Source organism: Pelagibacterium lacus (genome assembly GCF_003345525.1).
In the GTDB taxonomy this organism is placed as follows: domain Bacteria; phylum Pseudomonadota; class Alphaproteobacteria; order Rhizobiales; family Devosiaceae; genus Pelagibacterium; species Pelagibacterium lacus.
On the sequence record NZ_QQNH01000034.1, the window covers coordinates 1 to 19,050 of the forward strand.

The 19,050-nt window shown below is 59.3% G+C and carries 15 protein-coding genes and 1 pseudogene; 9 read left to right on the forward strand and 7 right to left on the reverse strand.

All coding sequences use genetic code 11. From position 1 onward, the window contains the following. Positions 1–505 precede the first annotated feature (505 nt). The 7 genes and pseudogenes from DVH29_RS14780 to DVH29_RS14810 form a co-directional block, all read right to left on the reverse strand. Positions 506–940, reverse strand: coding sequence for a very short patch repair endonuclease (locus tag DVH29_RS14780; protein WP_342769911.1), 435 nt, complete (start codon positions 938–940; stop codon positions 506–508). A gap of 1 nt (position 941) precedes the next feature. Then, positions 942–2,204 carry a 5-methylcytosine restriction system specificity protein McrC gene (locus tag DVH29_RS14785; RefSeq protein ID WP_158541693.1) on the reverse strand — a complete coding sequence of 421 codons (1,263 nt, stop codon included), beginning with the start codon at positions 2,202–2,204 and terminating at the stop codon, positions 942–944. Beyond that, the gene (locus DVH29_RS14790) at positions 2,194–3,735 is read right to left on the reverse strand and encodes an McrB family protein (protein WP_114646965.1); all 1,542 of its coding nucleotides are present in this window, start codon (positions 3,733–3,735) and stop codon (positions 2,194–2,196) included. The genes DVH29_RS14785 and DVH29_RS14790 overlap by 11 nt, the downstream gene beginning before the upstream one ends. Further along, complete coding sequence (locus DVH29_RS14795) at positions 3,735–5,045, reverse strand: DNA cytosine methyltransferase (RefSeq protein WP_114646966.1); 1,311 nt, start codon at positions 5,043–5,045, stop codon at positions 3,735–3,737. Before DVH29_RS14795 ends, DVH29_RS14790 begins: the two co-directional genes overlap by 1 nt. Before the next feature lie 127 nt (positions 5,046–5,172). Beyond that, entirely contained in the window at positions 5,173–6,234 is a 1,062-nt protein-coding gene (locus tag DVH29_RS14800; protein WP_114646967.1) for a DUF7146 domain-containing protein, read from the reverse strand. 76 nt (positions 6,235–6,310) lie between these two features. Further along, positions 6,311–8,431 (reverse strand): annotated as a pseudogene (locus DVH29_RS14805) (ParB/RepB/Spo0J family partition protein). Positions 8,432–8,597: 166 nt separating this feature from the next. Beyond that, positions 8,598–9,791: a DUF932 domain-containing protein gene (locus DVH29_RS14810; protein WP_114646968.1), complete on the reverse strand. Its 1,194-nt coding sequence runs from the start codon at positions 9,789–9,791 to the stop codon at positions 8,598–8,600. Positions 9,792–10,307: 516 nt separating this feature from the next. Here DVH29_RS14810 and DVH29_RS14815 point away from each other — a divergent pair. The 9 genes from DVH29_RS14815 to DVH29_RS14850 all read left to right on the forward strand — a co-directional run. Beyond that, entirely contained in the window at positions 10,308–10,760 is a 453-nt protein-coding gene (locus DVH29_RS14815; protein WP_114646969.1) for a hypothetical protein, read from the forward strand. A gap of 149 nt (positions 10,761–10,909) precedes the next feature. Further along, on the forward strand, positions 10,910–11,380 hold the full coding sequence (locus DVH29_RS16250; RefSeq protein WP_147276121.1) for a hypothetical protein: 471 nt from the start codon (positions 10,910–10,912) through the stop codon (positions 11,378–11,380). Continuing rightward, positions 11,367–12,938: a hypothetical protein gene (locus DVH29_RS14820; RefSeq protein ID WP_114646970.1), complete on the forward strand. Its 1,572-nt coding sequence runs from the start codon at positions 11,367–11,369 to the stop codon at positions 12,936–12,938. Before DVH29_RS16250 ends, DVH29_RS14820 begins: the two co-directional genes overlap by 14 nt. Positions 12,939–13,045: 107 nt before the next feature. Continuing rightward, positions 13,046–13,897: a hypothetical protein gene (locus tag DVH29_RS14825; RefSeq protein WP_147276122.1), complete on the forward strand. Its 852-nt coding sequence runs from the start codon at positions 13,046–13,048 to the stop codon at positions 13,895–13,897. Beyond that, complete coding sequence (locus tag DVH29_RS14830; protein WP_114646972.1) at positions 13,890–14,483, forward strand: hypothetical protein; 594 nt, start codon at positions 13,890–13,892, stop codon at positions 14,481–14,483. The genes DVH29_RS14825 and DVH29_RS14830 overlap by 8 nt, the downstream gene beginning before the upstream one ends. Positions 14,484–14,485: 2 nt before the next feature. Then, entirely contained in the window at positions 14,486–15,421 is a 936-nt protein-coding gene (locus tag DVH29_RS14835) for a type IV secretion system DNA-binding domain-containing protein (protein ID WP_114646973.1), read from the forward strand. Further along, positions 15,349–16,161: a type IV secretion system DNA-binding domain-containing protein gene (locus tag DVH29_RS14840; protein ID WP_158541694.1), complete on the forward strand. Its 813-nt coding sequence runs from the start codon at positions 15,349–15,351 to the stop codon at positions 16,159–16,161. The genes DVH29_RS14835 and DVH29_RS14840 overlap by 73 nt, the downstream gene beginning before the upstream one ends. A 108-nt stretch (positions 16,162–16,269) precedes the next feature. Beyond that, the gene (mobF, locus tag DVH29_RS14845; protein WP_114646975.1) at positions 16,270–18,864 is read left to right on the forward strand and encodes a MobF family relaxase; all 2,595 of its coding nucleotides are present in this window, start codon (positions 16,270–16,272) and stop codon (positions 18,862–18,864) included. Then, positions 18,854–19,050, forward strand: a 197-nt coding sequence (locus DVH29_RS14850) for a hypothetical protein (RefSeq protein WP_199562606.1), incomplete at its 3' end; no start/stop codon positions are given. The genes mobF and DVH29_RS14850, both read left to right, overlap by 11 nt.

Here is a 19,050-nt window from a genome sequence, read left to right on the forward strand (position 1 = left end):
TGTTGCGCTTCATCTCTGGTCCTTTTCGATGGGCCAGAGTCTATTTCAAACTGGATTAGCTCCAAGGGGCAACGTCAGTCTGGACCGCGACCGTCGCGGCCTTCATGGCGGCGAAAGCCCACGGGCGGGACGGGGCGGCATCCGGAGCGTCCAGCGGAGGGCCGAAGCGAACGCGGAGGATGGCAGAGGCCGGCTATTTTGCTTCGCGATGGAAAGGCGCCGCACAGGATCGCGAACTGGTCCCAAAGTATCGCGCCGCCGGAAAATGGCCGACCGGCGCCATTACCGAGCCGACCGCTTGTGGGCGTGCTCGCCCTCTCGAAGGCCGGGCCGCGGCTCTAGTGGCGGGAGAATCCATGCGACGGTGACACACCCAATAGGACCTGTCCTTCTCGACCAAAGCAGGGCGAACGGTAATATGGGTGGAACGAAAACATCCGTCCCCCGACAGGATGATGAACGGGTCCACGCCCCCTAACTGTTTCTTCTTAGACATGGATCAACATCAACCAGAGAGGAAGCCTTGCAAGGCTGCCTCTAGGTACTGCCGATGCTGCGGCGTAGTCTGACATTCCCAAACTACCATTAAATCCCAACCCAGAGCACGAAGCTGCCGCTCGTTCTCCGCATCTCTCTGCGCATTACGTTCCAGTTTAGGAATCCAGAAATCCTGTCTCGTCTTCGGAACGCGTGCCCGCCCGCACGAAGGATCTGGATGACGATGCCAGAAGCAGCCCCTAACTTCGATGACCTTGCGAAGGCCAGGGAGGACAATATCAGGGCTACCCGGCAAGTCTTTCCGATGCAGGCGGAAACGGTAGCCCATTCCGTGCACGAGGCGCCGGACAACCATTTCGGGTTTGGTGTCTTTCTGGCCGACTCTCGCCATGGTCCAACTGCGGTGAGGAGAGGTGTTCAGCATGCGTCGAGGTTCGCGCATATCAGAAGAAATCGTAGTTGCCTTCGATCATCTTGATCACGTTGGCGCTGAAACGGTCGGCTTCAGCGTTGGGGTCTTTGGCCGCGAGATCGTATCGTAGCCCGAACATTTTCTTGCCGGCGGCGGTGCTTCCAAGAAATCTCGATGTGTCGACGCCGTTGGCCGGACAGACAAAACCGCCGATCGAGACGTTCATCGCATCCATGAAGGAGAGCACCTCATATCGATCTTGTTCCTTCGGGTCCGTCTTGTACTTCGCATCGAGCAAGGTGACCACCTCGTCGTCCTTGCGGATGACAATATCCGGGTGGACCGAATATACGCTTCCTTCGACGAACAGGTCGCAGGGTTTCTTCGTTCCGTCCTCAACCTTATATCCATACGGCGCAAGCCGATCCGCCAGCTCTCGCCGGATAAAGGCTTCGAAAACGGCCGAGACGTCGATGATCAAGGAGTCCAGCTTAACGTACCCGTCGAAGACCACTTCAGGCAACATGCTCTGCAAGATGAGAAACGCCGACCAGAGCGGGTCGCGGTAATGGGATAGCTGCGGTGGGATTCCTCTCACCTTTCGGGCCAGTTGAGATACAAGGTCTGCCCTCGGACTCTCCCAGTCGGCAACGGTCCACAGGTCATGCAAGAGTGTGTTGATTTCCTTGACTATGGCGTTCTTCTTATCGTTCGCCAAATACCAGGTTCGGACCTGCTTCAACGCCTCTTTGAGGCTGATGTTCTCAATGACGGTCGGCGACAAGATGCTGTGATCAAATTCGTGTCTGTATCGGACACCCTTGGACGCATGACGCCTCACTGTCTCGGAGGCGAGGAACCGCCCACGCCATGGGGGAGTGTTCGGATTCCGCACGTAGGACTTCATGAAGCCGCGTTTGGCTATGAGCTTCGCTCCGTCCACCAGTGAGCGGCCGTAAATCTTCTCCACGTTATCGGCAGCCACAAAGCGGGGCATGTAGCCGCGTGTGAAGCCGTTGACCGCTGTCGGGATAACGCCCGATCTGACCAGCATGTACGACAGATTGGCGATGCTTGCCCTTGGCGTGACCTTGACGCTGAGCTTTGGCGTAACCGGTATGGTGCCGACAAACCGTGTCGTCCGGAAGACGATTTGCCCGCCGCTCATAGTGGCCATCAGGTAGCCCTTGGAGGCGATACGTTCGTCGATTTTGAGTTCGCCGTCCTCCATCAGCGATCCGAGCCTCACCGCCAGTTCGGTGAACTCTTCGCACTCAACGATCTCAGGTATCACCGCTCGTGCCTTCAAGTCTCTTGATGAGAGCATCGAAGCTAGCGACCAGGTTCTGTAGCGCGCCGTCGTTGAGATCGATCGCAAGCGTGGCCGCCGGCTTCATCCGGTATTTCCAGACCAGCTTGAGATGGTCGAGGTTTTTGACGTCCGCAAAGAAGCTATGCCCTAGCCCGAAAGGTACCATCTTCTGGACATTCTCGAACCACTTGCCGATCTCTGTGATCCGGTCAGGGGTAAAGCCTCCCCCAGCCTCGAGCATCTCTTCAACCACATCGCGGGACGGCGTGATCTCTACATGGTCGAACCGCCGGACGAACGCGGCGTCCATCTGAGCAACGCTCCGGTCGTAGGGATTCATAGTCCCGAGCATGACCAGGTTGTTCGGTATGGTGAAAGGCTTCCCGGAAAACGGCAGGACAAATGGATCGTCGCGGTAATTCCGCTCTATGTAGGTGAGTAGTTCTCCGAACACGCGGGCCGGGTCGCCCCTATTGATTTCATCTACGATTAGGACAACCAACCCGTTGTCCGCCTTCACCGCTTCCGCGCGCTTGCAGGCATCTATGAAGGTTTTATCGACGATCTTATAGCCGGAGACGGCATCCTCCTCCGGTCGGTATCCTTCAACGAAGTCCTCGTATCCATATGACGGGTGAAACTGGACCCGGAAGATGTCTTTCTCCAGAGAGCCCACCAAGTGGGTCGCAACCCTTTTCGCGTAGTACGACTTTCCGGTACCTGGAGGGCCGGTGAAAATAATGCCGGAACTACCGAACGTCAGGAGCTGCTGCACCTGCACCAGGACGGGGTCATCTAAATCCAGCGATACGGGAGGCGTCGGGATCGACGGTATCGCTTTCGCCGTCTTCACATCAGCTACGAGCGCGTTTTTAATGGCGTCTTGGTAATTCTGAGACTCCGTATCCCCAGCGAAGATTTTTTCCCTATCCTCAGGGTGGAAGACAAATAGCTTCTCGTAATCTTCATCGCGCTGCGGGAACCGTTCTCGAAAACGCTTTTCAAGAGCGCTGGCGTCATCGGCGTTGTCGAAGATTTCGTTCCGGAAGAAAAGAATGGCGAGATCGACCACTGGCGCGCGGGTGACCTGCCCGCTCTTGCTAAGGACATTGGTCCGGAAAACGTCGGCGTAATTGTCCGCCAACCTCCATTCCTCACCCTGCGAACCTACGGTCCGGACCGCTCCTTTCCATTTCCCCTCAAACGTGTTCTTTCTGATCGTAGCGGCGTTGCTGTGCGGGAAACCCGCCTCCGCGCGCCTCAGCGTCACCGGGTTGAAATACGGCTTGACAGTGTCTCCATCTTCCAAGTGGAAATACCGGTCCCAAAACTCAAATTCTTCCGGCTGCTCCCGAAACAGGACGGGGTCCGGCCCCATATTGCCTGCGCCCTTTTCCAGAAGGGCTAGCAGAGGCATCAGGTGCGCAGTTGCCTGAGACCGTACCTCATCTTTCCAATCGGACAGATTGTGCAGAGCCAGAGCCGCCCTCTCGGCTTTGATCCTGACGGGCATCAGGCTACACGCCGATAGCTCTTACGGGTGCCTCTGGATTGCATCAGCTTTAGAAGGTGTGTGCCGATGGCCTTCGCGAGCAACGGCGGTACGGCGTTGCCGATCTGTCGGGGAAAGCTAGCCCCGAGAAACTGGTATCGATCTGGGAACGACATGAAGCGTGCCGCTTCGCGGTGCGAAATAGCGCGATCTTCATACGGATGCAGAAACGGCCCGGAAGCAACGTTCTTGTAGTTGCAGGTGATGGTGTACGATGGCCTGTTTGGATCGAGTCTGTGGTAGAGCGTAGTGCAATCTCTCCGGAGCTGACCGTTAGAGATCGTCCGCATCTTTGTGAAGCGCTCGGGCAGGAACTCCATGGGCACCGCTCTCAGGCCCTGCCCCTGTCCGATGTGGGCAGCCAATGAACTGGCCTGTTTGGACAACGGACGGCCGACATGCAGTGTGACCTCTGTTGGGGCACCGTATCGGCAATAAACCTGATACCGTCCTTTCGGTGCGGATGCGTACTTCCGCTGATCCGCGGTATAATCCTTGCCCATCAGCGGCAGGTCGCCGATTGCCTCCGCCACGGTGACATAAGGCTTCAGCCCCTTGACGTTGTCTCCATGCGTCGGCGCAGGAAACGACAACTCGATGTCATCATCCCGGGTACCAATGAAAAGGATTCGATGCCGTAACTGAGGAACTCCGTAATCAGCCGCCAGCACCTGCGTGAAATCTGTCCGATATCCGATTTCTCTGAATGCGGCCTCGATCTGCCGCCGGAACTCACCTTTCGCGTAGGTCAGCATGCCCTTGACGTTCTCCATCAGGAACATCCGAGGACGAACTTCGTCGACAAGTCGTACGAAATGCTTGAACAGGAAGTTCCGGGGATCGTCTTGAATCCGTTTTCCGTGTGTGCTGAATCCTTGGCAGCTCGGACCGCCCGCGATGAGATCGATGTCGCGGGTTCCAGCTAGCTGGAAGAGCTGCTCCCCTGTCACCTTCTCGATATCGCCTTCGATGACTGGAACACCGGGATGGTTATGCCGATAGGTGGCGGCGGCGTGTCTATCGAAGTCAACACCAACCCGAGGATTGAAGCCTGCTTGGCGGAGACCTTCGCTCAACCCGCCGGCCCCGCAAAAAAGATCAATAACTGCAGGGCGTGAACCACCTGAGCCATCCGTCATGGAAATCTCCTCCGAATCATCATTCATCAGCACCGCCGCATTCCATCGATAAATAATTAAGATTTTGGAGTCGCGAGGAACAAACAAAGAACATACTGATTTTCTCGTTTTGTCAACATGCAATACCTGCATGCCCCTTGAAACGCCTTGGTCGCTGTTCGGCCAATTGCCGCTGACGCTTGTTGACCACGAAGGGCAGTTTTCCGGCCCACCTCTGTCAGTCCACGCTTTACCCCACCTCGGCCTCTCCCGTTCAAGTTCATGCCACGTTTTTCCGTTTCAGATATCGGCTGCGATCGCGCCGCAGCAGCTGGCCGGCAATCGCTGTGCGAAGCGATTCGATGCCGAGGACCTGCAGATCGTCGTTGAAGTCATCGCGTTGCGGGGACAGGACGATCGCCCCGATATCTGCCGCGCGTGCCCGCGCGGTCAAAGCATCTCGCGCAGCATCACCCGCCGGATCCCTGTCGTGGATGAGATAAAGGCGGCGCAGTGTTGGTGGAAAGCAAATGGCAGCAAGATGGGTGGCCGACAGGGCCGCCGCCATCGGCATGAGAGGGAATGCACATCGAAGCGAAAGGACGGTCTCGATGCCCTCGCCGATGGCCATGACGTCGTCGGGGGTCCCGAAACGGACGGCATGACCGAGCAGGCTGCCCATTGCCCGGCGGGGCGTCGCCACAGGGGCCTTGCCGATGCCGTCCAGCGCGAGCCAGGTCCGATGGATGCCAGTCAGTCGACCGTCGAGATCGGTGACGGCGGCGATCATCGCCGGCCAGGTTTCGACCGGTCGAAAATCGTCGGGCCGATAATAGCAACGCGGATGAAACCGCAAAGATTCGGTGTCGAACAGAGCGGTGATGCCGCGGTGTCGTAAATAGGTCTGAGCGAGCGTGCCGATGATCGGGTGAGAGATTGCGAACAGGCGCCGGGCCGTTTCCTGCGATACATCGGGATCCCGGACCCCCGCACCACTCTTTATATATGACAGGCCGTTTAGGGTGGGCATCGGCGCGGCGGTCGACACGCCAAGAAAGCGCGCCGCCTCCTCGATGGTCTGGACGAAACCGGATAAGCCGCAACTCTCGCGGATAATGTCGAGCAGATCGCCATGTTCGCCCGTTGCCGCGTCGGTCCATTTGCCCGCCGGACCTTTGTCGGACGGCAACAATCGGACATAGAGGGAACGGCCCGGCGTGTTGCGGGCATCGCCGACCATCCAGTATCGGCCATATCGTTTTCCATTCGACAGATAATGCCGACATACCGCCTCGGCGCGTTCGGCAAGCCGGCGCGCAAGGTCGTGTGAATTCTCCGCCATGGAGCGCCTCCAGATAGAATAAGGAATGGACCCACCATTGCCGGTGGACCCACGCTGTGAGATCGATGCCCGAAAATCACTCGGCCGCGACGGCCGGTTGAATTTCATCGCGTTCGCCGGCGATGTCGGCGGAGCGGTCAGGATGATCGTTAGCAGCGCCCTCCCCGCCTTTGGGATCGGTCTCGGCATGATCGGCGTCGAACGAATCCAACTGACCTTCCGTGACGCGGCCGCCTTCCGACAAGCCCGGCGTCCGCAATGGCTCGGGCAGCCAGCCAGTATCGGCGAGCAAGGTCTCGGCCTCGATCGCCATATCGCCTTTCTTCAAATGAGCGATGCGGTCGGCGGCCGATTGACACTTTGCTTCGGCGATCGCCTGGAGAATGCGTGCTTTCGTAACGCGACCGAGGAAATTGTCGACCGACGGCTTCCATCCGCTGGCCATGTCGAGATCGGTGGCTTGGGCCAGCCGATCGGCATGGGCAAGCGCATTTGGGCGCCGGTTCCACGATTCATAGACGGCGTTGACGGAAAGACTGACCACGTGGGCGAAAAGATCCGACCGGCTGTCCGCATCCCATTCGCCCAAGGCATCCCAAAGGTCTTGTGGATCTTTCGGCAGGGCATTCGACCAGGTCTCGTGCCGGGCGCTGATGGCCTGGGCCGAAGCGCAGTCGGCAAGACCGGGTGTCTGGCTGGAGAAGGTCACGCTCTTGAGCTCGAGCTCAAGGCAGCTTTCCGTGCCAAAGTGATAAAAGACCCTGAGCACCAGCGCGTGCAGTGCGGCGAGGAAGGCGACATCTGGCCGATCGCCGATGGCATGACGGATCGCGAGCGTGCGATGCACGGTCAGTTCTGTCATCAGCCGATCGGCGATCGGCGATAGACCCTCGTCGTCGGATTCATCGGCGGCCGGTGGGCTGATATCTCCATCATCCTGACCGCGATTAGCGGAGTCCGCGTTGCCGTTGCCTTCCGCCGCGTCCGCGCCGGTCGCAGGCTCGAGGGGAATTTCATCCTCCGGCCGGACATAGCCGCGCTCTACCCGAAGGCTACCGTCGGCCGCGATGCTGACAAAGGCGCCAGCCGAGGCAAACTCGTCGGTATCGTAACTGAGCGGTCGATTCTCGAAACCTTCGAGCCCGGTTTCGAGTTCGCCCAGCCGGGCATCGACCTCGTCGGGGAGGTCGTCGGCACCGTCATACTCTTCGAGCAGGCGGTCATATTCAGCCTGCATCGCGGTCCGCGCATTTTCCTCCTCGGCCGTCAACAGTGCGGGCTCGCCGCGCAGCCGCCGCAAACCGTAGGTATGGCCGTAAGGAAAATCGGGTGCGATTTCGAGCCACTTCCAGCCTTCGGCGGCAATCGCCTCGGATTCGGTCTTGAGCTTGTCGGCCACCAGTTCGTCGAGGAGAGCGGCATCCTGCAGCCAGCCATCATTGTCGGCGTCGAAAAGGTCGCGCAGCACGGTGCCGCCGGCTTCGATATAGACGTCGACACCGATAAATTGCGCGCGCTTGTCCGAGACCCTGACCGTGCCTTCGGTCAGCATACGACGGATGGTATAGGCCGATTTGTCGTAGGACGATTGCAAGCGCTCGAACACCTGCTCCTGGCGCGCGTGGTCGGTCGCAACCGTAAAGGCCATGAGTTGATCGAGCGTCATGCCGTCTTCGGCATAAATGTCGAGCAGTTCCGGCGAGACGGAAGCGAGCCGCAGCCGCTAGCGAACGACGTTGACGGAGACGAAGAACGCAGCGGCGATCTCCTCTTCGGATTGCCCCTTCTCGCGCAAAGTCAGAAAGGCCCGGAATTGGTCGAGCGGATGCAACGACGCGCGCTGGACATTTTCGGCAAGAGAATCTTCTTCAGCGATGCCGTCTTCGCGAACGATGCACGGCACAGGGGCGGATTTGGCAAGGCGCTTGTGTTTGACCAGCAACTCCAGAGCCCGGAAACGCCGGCCACCGGCCGGGATTTCGAACATGCCGGTTTCGACGCCATCGGCGTCGACAACCGGCCGAACGCTCAGCCCCTGCAAAAGGCCGCGGCGGGCGATATCTTCGGCGAGATCGTCGATAGAAACGCCTGCTTTGGTCTTGCGGACGTTCGATTGGCTCAGCACCAGCTTGTCAAAGGGGATATCGCGCGAGGCGCTGAGGGAAATCTGTGGCTGCTTCTTGCTTGATTTCGTCATGGGAACACACTCCGTGAACGGGCGGCCGGAAGCCTCTCTCCCGACCTCAATCCCGTCACAAAGCAAGGCGCCGCCCTCGAACTCTCAAGGACGGCGCCGCAAACCAGACGTTGAAAATGGGACTGGACCGGCAACACGATTTTACGCGCCGCCGGCCTTGAGAACATCAGCCCACCCGGTCGAGCAGCTTTTTCGCCCTGGCTTCGAGTTCGAGCCGAGCATCCTGATGCGGCTTGTCGCGCGCGAACCGCGTCATGCCCTGGACGAAGTCAAAAATGCTTTCGGGGGGACGGCCTTCTTCGGTCAACACGGTATCGATGATTTTGGCCGTATCTGCCCTCGAAAATCCGCGCTTGCGCAGGAATTCGGTGCGATCGTCGTCGTCACGGGCGACGATCTGTTCCCGAGATGCCTTGATCCCATTGATAAATGGCATAGGCGACGAATTGGCGAAGCGGTCCAAGGCTGGAGTCGCCTCATGCGCGAAGCGCGCAGCTGCGTATTTCGAATGGCGAATGGTGATTTCCTCGAAGTCTTCGACGCCCCACAAATTCCGGTTCTGGCACACGGCACGCAGATAGAACGACGCCATACCCAAGGTCTTGGCCCCGACTTCCGAGTTCCAGGTGTAGAACCCGCGGAAATAGAGATCGGGCGACCCATCCGCCAGCTTGCCCGCTTCGATCGGGTTACGGTCGTCAACGAGAAAAATGAAAACATCCCTGTCGCTCGCATAGAGCGTTGTGGTTTGCTTGGTGATGTCGACACCGGGATTGTAGATGCCTGTCGACCAGTCGAGCGTGCCCGGGATTTTCCACCGTGTGTCGCCCGTGCCGTTGCCAGCGAATTTTTGCACGGCGGCGACGAGTTCGTGGTCATAAATGCGCCCGTAGTCAGGTCCTGTCACCGCCCGCAGTTCGACACGACCGTCATCGATCTCAAAGGTCTTGATCTGCTCGGCACGGTGAGAAGAGAGGCCATACTGCAGGTTGATCGCGGCGAGCGGCGCCGGGAGCTTGCGCAGATACATCGCCGGGGCGCCAACCAGGCCGGCAAGCTGGCCGAAGCTCCAATGGGTCGGCGTTGCGGGCCGTTCCGCCCCAGGCAGGATTAAAGAGAGATCTTCGGCGTTGTCGCTGCAAGCCTCCACTTGGATCGAAGCGCTATCCACCGTCCGCGTCCGGCTATGCTCGGTCCGCCGGCGAACCGAAGAATAGAGGTCGGACAGAGACAAGAACCGCTCATCGTCGGGCCGCGAAAACCACTCCGACGAAACCCGCCCTACCCGCTCACCGCGACTGATATCTACCTTGTAGCCGCCGGCTGCGGTCTGGCGGGCATCGAGAACATCAAATGGCATTGAAACCATCTCCGCGACGGCCGCCGAAACTCTCTTTCGACTCCCAAACCGTCACGGAATACCGATTCGGCTCTCCCTCTCGCCGCCCCCAAAAGCCGGGAAACACCCCGAACGATAAACTTGCACCAAGTTTTTAGACGCGGCATTCACGATAACCGTACTCAATTTCTGCCCAAGAAAGCCAAATTATCGCGGCCAATTTCCCGACCAGCGAGGATTTCGAGCTTCGATCCTTGTCAAAGGGCACCAAAATGGGGTTCTCACACGAAACCTTTTCGTATCTTCAAGGGGTTGACCTTCGCGCAAGGATTGAGCCTCCAATCCTTGCGCGAAGACTTACAATCCTTGCACCAAGATCGAAATCGGAGCCATTTTTCGGGTGCACCAAAGGATTGGCTCATGGATTTTAATTCGCTATTTCAAGTGGTTAGCGAAAATACCGGCTCTTGACGATCGAGGAACGAGGTCGCAACTCTGGGGTCATGCCAAGGCGGCACGACAACATGGAGTAAGCGTATGTCGATCGAAATCACAGTTCCGGGCGTGGATGTCATCGTCCAGTACCACCACGAAGACGCGGAGCACGAAATCGCTCGTATGTCGCCTTCCCGCTCTTATGGGGCCGACACCAATCTTTCGACCTGGAGGCGGGCTCTCACGGCCGTAAAGCTGAACGGCACGGATGGCTACGCGTTCGAGGGCCACTCTCTCAAACCCGAAGACTCCGCCACGCTGAACGCTGGCACCGTCGTTATCGCGGTCGACACATCCTGGGCCAGGGCAAGCTGGTATGCGGGCAGCTATGTCAAGCCGGTCGAGCGCTCGGCGCGGCTGTTGCTTGTCAAGGAAGATGGCCTCGAGACGCTGATCGAGAGCAGCAAGAAGAGTTGGGCGCGCGACCTTCTGGGGTACCTGGCGACGAACCGGCAGCTTTGTGAAGAGGCAGGCATCGAGATCATCGGCGGGTAGTCCGGGTTCGTCCCCGTTCTCACAGGGCCGTCTGCCTAACCCACTGAGACGCCAAGTGGATTCGAGATCGATCGATCCGCGAAACCGGGCACCGCGAGCAGCTACACTCTCCAGGTCATGAGGGCACAGCTCCACGCAGGATGACGTGCATGAAGGATAAGATATTGGAACAAGGAGCACAAGCTTTCGCCGAGACTCTCCAGGTACCCGGCGGGCGCACGTCATTTGATTTCGCGGTCCGGGCCCATCGCGAGTGGTTTGCGCAGGCGTTGGCCCGCGGCCTTTCCTGGAACCACATCATCGAGTTGCTGCGGCGCGTCGGCGTCCGTCGCGACGACGGCCGTCCGCTGAGCCGGGGACACTTGTCAGCCGTCTATTCGCGGCAGAGGGCAAGACGGTCGAGCGACATAGCAGCAACGACACCCACCCAACGGGCCGTAGCGAAAACACCGATGCAATCGGTGCGGACGATGCCACGACCGACCGCCACGACAGGTCCTACGGTTGAAGATCACACCTTTGCGTCTCAGTCGTCAAGAAATACCGCAACAGAAAACGCGCAGATCAGATCGTTCATGGCCCGCGCAGCAAATCAGAGGAACCACAATGCAGAAGAATGATGAAAAGCTCTGGAACTTGGTCGTGGACGTGGCCAAACCTGACGCACAGTTGGAATTTGTCAAAACCATCGTCCAGGATCTGGCCAGCCATTATGAGCAGGCCGGAGAATTGCCCGAATGCCGCGAAATTCGCACGTTCTACAAGGGCGAATTCATTGCTCTGCGCATTCATCCGATGGGCGCTATCGGCGAAAAACTGAAACCGCTTGCCGCGTTCATGGAGAATCCCAGCTTCGAGGAGAACTTCCATGTTTCGCCGGCCACTCTTCTCGACTCGCGTCATGCGCGTAACGAAGACTCTGAACGTGCCCGCCCCAGTGCCGCTTTGAAGCTCTTCTATGATGGCTTTCCGGTTCTGACCATTGCCAAGGAGTTGGACCGGCTGAACATCAACATGGATGATTTCGAACACTCAATCGTCATTCTGACGGCAAAAGTTCCCCGAATCTGGGAACGCGTTCGTCGCTTTGCAGGCAAAGTTACCGAGACGTTTCCGAGCCGCGAAAGCGCCGGCGGCACCCGCACCAAGAAGGGCAGAGTTAAAGCGAACGCCCATCGGCAGGAAAAGCTGCGGCAACGCCAGGAGAAGGCATCGCCTATCGGCAAGCTCGGTCTCTTGCTTCCGAAAGCGACCATCCGGCCCGTCGAGGTGAACGAGGCGGCGGCTGGACTCGGCGGCGGAGTTTTGTTGACGCCGATCAGGGGCAAAAAACAACTGTCCGGTGGCTACCCGTCGCGGAAAGTCCTCGAAACGCTTCGGGTAGGGTTGGGTGTTCAGGTGGTTCTCGCTGAGCATGGCCTCTGGTCCCTGCTCGGAGATCGGCACCGGGCGATCGAATTGCTGGACCGCCCGCTCCTAAAGACCCACAAGCATCTGCGCGAATTGGGTCTGGAGGCGTTGCCGACCTGGACGGCGCTCGATAATGAGCGGGCCGTTCGCAATTGGGCAGAAGCCAGATTTCAGGATCATGTCCGGCCCAGACGCGAGGACGCGATGTCGGCACAAATCGAGGCCGAAATGGCTTCCGTAATCATTCTGTCGAAAGCTTTGGCACACGCAGAGCGCATCGTCGTTGCCCATGATCATGCCGAAGCCGTTGAAACCGACGAGGCGGCTGCAATCATCGAACAAGCCTATGAAGACAGTTCGTATTCCGCGCCAGGGCTTGATGAGTTGTTCCAGATTGCTGTTTTTGGAAACATCAATTCGTCAACTTTCTGGGGCGTTCCCGGTCCAACCTATGTGGAGCTTTTCGAGGCGGCGCGGGCGATGGGGCGCGTGCAGGCTGGTGCTGAGGCCATACTCTCGCCCCCGATTCTGCGAGTGGTTCTGGAGGGACGAGATGCAACTTCGTTTCCGGATACTGCACATGGCGACGTCATGAAATTCGTTCGCGTGGCCGCCTTGGCCATCGCCGGATCGGTCGGTGAAGACAACCTCTGGCCTGCACTTGAAAAGGCTCGAGACACTGGACAATACGTGTTGATCGAGCGCAGGGCCCGGAGACCGGTTCTGATTTCGGCAAAGAGGGCAGCGAAAGTCATGCGGCAACGATAGATCGTGGCTATCTGCTTGTTCTAGAAAGCGAATTCTCGATCAATCCTTCCTCCGACATTCCCGATTTTTCATCAGAGAATGGGGCTCCAACAACCAAGGAGCCCTCGATGCCCAAGCCTTCTGACGTCCTCGCCACAACAGCGCTGTCGCCGCCCATCGGCATTGTTCTCGACGCTGATGACGGCGGTGTCGGTAAAACCCATACCGCCCTCCAAGTCATTACTGCATTCCGCCTGGCCGGATTGCCACTCGATCTGTTCCAGCTCGACAGCAAGAAAACGCTGGCGGAAAAATCCGGTGAGAGGGTCACCTCCCTCGTGGTCCCGGATCGTCATGATGTGAACGCCGATGCCACGACCGGTGCCGACGTCATCGCACCGTGGTACCGCACCGCGACCGCCATGGGCGAAACCGGCCGCTCCTGCCTCTTGGAAGTCGGCGGTGCGCTTTCACCCGTGTATCACGAAGCCATCACCGATTTCGATTTGGAAGAGGACATCGGCCTTCTTGGGATCAAGGTCGTGACGATCATTGTCACCAAGGCCGGCGGCGATGCTGCGTCCCAACTCATGCGTGTCGTGCGCCGCACCGAGCGCAATCTCCCGAGCGGTCAGATCATCATCGCGCAAAATGAAATGGTGGGTTCGCCCGTCGCGGCGGCGGCCGAACTGGACAAGAGCCTGCGCAACGAAGTGCTGGGCATTTTCGAGCGCTATCCGACCATCCGCATCCCGCGGCTCAACCCCAGGACGATGGTGCTTTATGAGCGTTTGCCGGTTCTGCCATCGACTATCGTTTCGTGGCATGCCGACAATTATAAAGAAGCGCTTTTGCGGACGGGCAAGCCCCGCGATGAAGCCAAGCGTTTCGTGCGCGACATCGCGGCATGGACCGGCACGATTCAGGAAGAGCTATCGCGCGTTTTGCCGTTTTTGGGGGAGGACGGCACCAATGGCTGACCGTGCAAATTTCAACAAATCGGTCAAGCACATCGCGTCGGACCGCAGGGAGGAGATGGGCAAGTTCATTGCCCATCTCAAGACCCTCACGCCCGACGAGTTCCTTAGACTCCCGCGCCGTGATCTCGAACGCTTGACCATGACTCAGTATGCCGAGGTCGCGGCGGCGATCTGCCCCGGTCTCGACCTCCGCCCTCCGACCGATGAGCCGGAACCGGAGCCGTCGCGTAAGCCCACGCGTCGCTCCCCATCGCTGCGCCGGAGCTCGATGGCGTCGGTCGCGGCAAGCGTCATTGTCGCGGTGGCTCTTGCGCTGACGGGGCCGATTGTCGGCAAGTACAGCGCTGAAACCGAACTGGTCCGCCCCACCTATATCGGCAGTTGGCCCCGATGCGCTCGACTAAACGAGTCCATCGATGGCTGCGTCTATGTCCCCCGGCAACATCTTCCGTGGAATTACGTGGCACACCTGCTCGGCATCGATATCGCGGAGCTTCGCGACCTCAACTACCACCTTCCCGCATCTCATGTGCCGGCCGGTGAGAAAATCATCGTGTGGCGTGACCTTGGTCGGCTGGAGAACTAACCATGAAGTACCATCTTGAAAGTTATGAGCATATCTCGATCTGGCCGGCCGCCTGGCACGCGCTGATACTGGCGCTCAGCACCGGCGCCATCCTGGTCGGGTTGTTCATCTGCATTCCGATGTCGGGCTGGGCCAACGACCAGCCGATCATGGTGACTGCGCCGATGATCCTTGCCGCCATCCACTCTTTCCTCTCCGTCGATGCGCCCTACGCAACGCTCGACTATGATATTGTCGACCAGATCGACTTTCGCCTGATGGCCATCGGCGTCGGCATGACGCTTGCTGCCGGTTTCGGCTACGCCGTCAAGCATCCAACGATTTATCCCAGTGATCGGCGCGTCCATTACAGCGGACGCATGATGTTTATCGGCAAGGCTGCGCGCACAGGCGCGGCTGGTGATATTCTGAGCAAGGTGCGCGGCAAGGGACCGATGCCGCAACTGGCGCCCGGCGTGCCATGGCCGCGCGCATGGCAAGTCCTGAATCTGCTCGTCACCGGTGCAATCGGGTCAGGCAAGACCCGGATCCTGCTCGGCCTCCTGGAAGGACTTATTGATCAAGCCAAGGCAAAGACGAAAGATTTCGGGCTTTTGGTATACGACACCACCGGCGAGATTCTTGAGGGTTTGCCGGTGGACGACAAAGAAATCGCGGTGATTTCGGCCACACGCAGGTCCGAATATGGCTGGGCCATGAGCCGTGATATTCAGACAGTCAGCGATTGCGAATCCGTCGCTACGCAGCGGGCCCGTTCGATAAAGGATAGGGGCTCTGGGAAAAAGGGGCGGCAACACTCGACGCCGGTGCCATGGTTTTGTGCCACGCCGAATACAAGCATTGGTCCGCCCCCGAACTTTACGACATGCTGCTGCGCGATCCGATGGTGCTCAAGCGAGCATGGGAAGAGCGCTACCCCCCGGCAGCGCTGCTCATAGAGATCGATGCGACAACGGGCGAACTTTCAAAAACCACGGCGAGTTTCTTGCTCACATGGCGCGCCAATGTGCTCCGCACGTTACGGCCCCTCGCTGAAGCTTGGGCTGACTTACCGCCGCAAAAGCAATTTTCCTTTGCGCGCTGGCTGCATGGGAAGCCGGGTCAGCCCAAGATCGTCGTGCTGCAGCGCGATGGCCGGCATCCGGACATTTCCGCGGGGTGGATATCCATGGCCATCGACGCCATCGCCGGGCACGTCGGCGACCCTGCCCTGCCCGTAAGCCAGTCCCGTATTCGCAGTTTCGTGCTCGATGAAGCGCCGACGCTCGGGCAACTTGAGCGCTGGCCAGAAATCCTCGATACTGGCCGAAATAAAGGACTTTCGACCATAGCCGTGAGCCAGGACCTCGAGCAATGGCAGACGACATATCAACGCGCGTCAAAGTCAATTTTGCAGCGGTTCCGGCTCAAGATCATTTGCGAACAGACGCCCGGGCCCGATGCCAAGGAAATCGCAGAGGAATGGATCGGCAAACGCAAGACGCAGGATTGGAAGCTTGCCAAAACCACAAATGGCCGAGCTGAACCACCTCCGGTCGAAGACGGACCGATCGTGCCACATGAGCACCTTTCAGACCGCCTCGGTGTCGCAGACGAGAAAGTCTACGCGCTGCTCGTCGGCCTCAAACGCATCTACATGCTGGAATGGCCGATGACTGTCTGGACGAAACGGCGTTAGCACCCGCATCAAGTTCCTGATTTAGCGCCTGTTTTTCCAATCAATCGTTCCGGGCAATGCCGCAAAAAACACAGCTACTTAAAGGGCCTCATTCGGAGGCCCTTTTTCATGGTCGCGACCTTCGCCGTCATGCAATCGACGTCATACTACACCCGCCAATCTGCTCTGTCGTATTATGCGAACGAGGAGACGACGGGCGTATGGCTCCGTGGACACGAAACTCTTGGCATCGCCGCGGGTGATGCTGTCAAGCCCGAAGACTTCGACCGCTTATGCGCCGGCCTCGATGCCCACGGCAATATGCTGGTCAAATCGTCCACCATCGGTCCGCGCATGCTGGGCGTCGATGTAACTTGCTCGGCTCCGAAAGCCATTTCCGTCGAGTTCGCATTTGGCAATCCAAAGAAGCGTGCGGTGCTCGCGGAGTGCGAGCATGAAGCGAACGAAGCTCTTATTTCGCTCGTCGAACGTGAAATCGCCCTCGCCCGGCGCGGCCATGGCGGTGTCAGAAAGGAGCGCGCCAAGTTCGTCGCCGCGGTCTTCACCCATTCTGAAACCCGTCCCGAAGCGCATGCGGACGGCACGATCATGCCGGACCCGCAGCGGCACCATCATATCTGCTTTCCTAACATTGCGCAGCGGGCAGACGGCTCTTGGGGCGGAATCGATAGCGTGGGACTGCGGTCCTGGCGCAACGCGCTCGGGGCGATCTGGAGGCTGGAGTTGTCTTCCGCGCTACAGCGGCGTGGGTATCAGATCGAGCGGGATACCGAGGATGACTGGAAGTGGTCGCTCGCCGGGATTCCGAAAGAGCTATGTGACCTTTTCAGCGCACGCCGTACCTCTCTTGAAGAGCTCCTGGCACAAGCCGGCACGACCTCAACAGTTGCGCCAGCGCTTGCCGCCGCCATCAACGCCACTGAACGCAGGCAAAAGCTCGACCTGAGTCTCGATGAGTTAACGCAGAAATGGCGGCAGGCTGCAGGAGCCTTCGGATTTGAGCCCGATGCCGTCGCCGCAGAAATCCGTGAAGTCGAGGTCGATCTGGAAGAGGCTGGTGCTGATCTCGAGATAGAGCGCGCGGCTCGCATTGCCCCGATCCCGGCGGTTTTGACAGAACATAGCGCGACCTTCTCTCGGCGCGACCTCATCGCGAAAACGGCCAATGCCTTGGTCGGCACGCACGCCCGACTCGGCGAAGCCCTCGCCACGACCGATATGATGATTGCCACGGAAAGTGTGATCGAACTCGGCGAAACCCGAGACGGCAAAGTCTATTCCACGCCGGAAATGGTAGCAGCCGAACGCGCGCTCACCGAACTTGTTATCCGCGCCACGACCACACGCGTTGCCGGTCCTGACAAAGCCGTGGTGGACCAGCTGCTCGCCGATGGCCACCTCAATGCCGAGCAGGAAAAGGTCGTCCGTGCCGCCACGGGGGGCACGGGCTTAACTCTGGTTCAGGGCGGCGCAGGCACCGGCAAGTCCACGACCCTCAATGCGGTGAGCTCCGCCTGGCAGGCGAAGGGCTACACCGTCCTCGGCGCGGCGATTGCGTGGCGCGCTGCCAATACTTTGGCGACCGATCTCGGGATCGAAGCTCGGGCAATCGACGCCTGGCTTACGTCCGTCGAGTACGGCAACGAACCGTTCAATGGCAAGACCTGCCTCATTGTCGAGGTGGGCGGGCTCCAGGCCACGCGGCAGGCGTTGCGCTTGCTCCAGGCCGTCGAGCAGGCCGGTGCCGTCACCATCATCGTCGGCGATGTACACCAGCTCCAGCCAGTGGGCGCGGGTCACGCCATGCGGCTGATCCGCGAAACGGTCGGCGCGGTCCGGATCGAAACCGTTGTGCGCCAGAACGAGGCGTGGGCACGGCAAGTTCCTGGGATCTTTGCGCGCGGCGAAGCGCGTCAGGCGCTGGATGCATTCGTCACACGTGATCAGTTCCATATCCATGATGGCCCCCGCGCCACCATCGTGGCCGTCGCGGAGCGTTGGCAGCAGATCAGGGACACCTCACCACAAAACCATACCCTCGTCGTCGCCAAGACCAATGCGGAAGTCCGGGCCCTGTCGGCTGCCATCCGCAACCGGTTGCGGGAACACGGCGCCATCATCGGCCCCGATGCCAGCCTCGAAGCGGCCGATGCCTCGGGAAACCGTCATACGCTGCGCCTCGCCACCGGCGACCGGATTCGGTTTCTGCGCCGCAATGACGAACTCCGCGTCGTCAACGGGACCGAAGCCCGCATCCTCGAGATCAGCACCGGGCCGGATGGTACGCCCGCGATCACGGCTGAGAAAGACGGGGAGCGTTTCACCTTCTCTCCAGCCGACATCGCCGATGCGAAAGGTCGTGCTCGCCTGTCCCATGCATATGCCTCAACGATTTTCCAAAGCCAGGGCATGACCGTCGACCACGCTCTCGTCCTTGTGTCGGACCGCTTCGACCGGCACGACGCCTATGTCGGGAGCAGCAGGGCGCGAGAGAAGACCGAGTTCTTTCTCGACGGGACTACGCTCGACAAAGAGCTTGAGCAGTCCGGATTACCGGCGGCCGAAGCTGATCGGGCTGAGGCCCGATTAGCCCATCTGGCCGAACGGCTTTCGCGTCGCAGCCTCAAGACCAACGCCCTCGATATCATTGCCGAGAAAGAGCGCGTCGCCGTTCATCGCCGGGAGTTCGAACATGAGCTCTAAGCGAAGCCGGACGGGCAAGTCCAAGAGCGAATTTCCGGAGCTGCCGCGCACGGTCGAGCGCTGCGAACGCTATCTCGATCGCATGGCCCTTGTCCTCGAACGCGCCGGAGACAATGCGTCGGCCTTCCTGCCGATCGTGCGCCGCCTCGAACGCGAGCTTGCCGAGGCGAAAGCCGAGCAAGAAAT

What these genes read in the sequence shown, in the direction of transcription:
- DVH29_RS14790 (WP_114646965.1), bottom strand. Translation starts at nt 3,735, where the DNA reads ATGCCCGTCAGGATCAAAGCCGAGAGGGCGGCTCTGGCTCTGCACAAT.
- DVH29_RS14825 (WP_147276122.1), top strand. Translation starts at nt 13,046, where the DNA reads ATGCCCAAGCCTTCTGACGTCCTCGCCACAACAGCGCTGTCGCCGCCC.
- DVH29_RS14810 (WP_114646968.1), bottom strand. Translation starts at nt 9,791, where the DNA reads ATGCCATTTGATGTTCTCGATGCCCGCCAGACCGCAGCCGGCGGCTAC.
- mobF (WP_114646975.1), top strand. Translation starts at nt 16,270, where the DNA reads ATGGTCGCGACCTTCGCCGTCATGCAATCGACGTCATACTACACCCGC.
- DVH29_RS14840 (WP_158541694.1), top strand. Translation starts at nt 15,349, where the DNA reads ATGCTGCTGCGCGATCCGATGGTGCTCAAGCGAGCATGGGAAGAGCGC.
- DVH29_RS16250 (WP_147276121.1), top strand. Translation starts at nt 10,910, where the DNA reads ATGAAGGATAAGATATTGGAACAAGGAGCACAAGCTTTCGCCGAGACT.
- DVH29_RS14800 (WP_114646967.1), bottom strand. Translation starts at nt 6,234, where the DNA reads ATGGCGGAGAATTCACACGACCTTGCGCGCCGGCTTGCCGAACGCGCC.
- DVH29_RS14795 (WP_114646966.1), bottom strand. Translation starts at nt 5,045, where the DNA reads ATGCAGGTATTGCATGTTGACAAAACGAGAAAATCAGTATGTTCTTTG.
- DVH29_RS14830 (WP_114646972.1), top strand. Translation starts at nt 13,890, where the DNA reads ATGGCTGACCGTGCAAATTTCAACAAATCGGTCAAGCACATCGCGTCG.
- DVH29_RS14815 (WP_114646969.1), top strand. Translation starts at nt 10,308, where the DNA reads ATGTCGATCGAAATCACAGTTCCGGGCGTGGATGTCATCGTCCAGTAC.
- DVH29_RS14780 (WP_342769911.1), bottom strand. Translation starts at nt 940, where the DNA reads ATGCGCGAACCTCGACGCATGCTGAACACCTCTCCTCACCGCAGTTGG.
- DVH29_RS14820 (WP_114646970.1), top strand. Translation starts at nt 11,367, where the DNA reads ATGCAGAAGAATGATGAAAAGCTCTGGAACTTGGTCGTGGACGTGGCC.
- DVH29_RS14835 (WP_114646973.1), top strand. Translation starts at nt 14,486, where the DNA reads ATGAAGTACCATCTTGAAAGTTATGAGCATATCTCGATCTGGCCGGCC.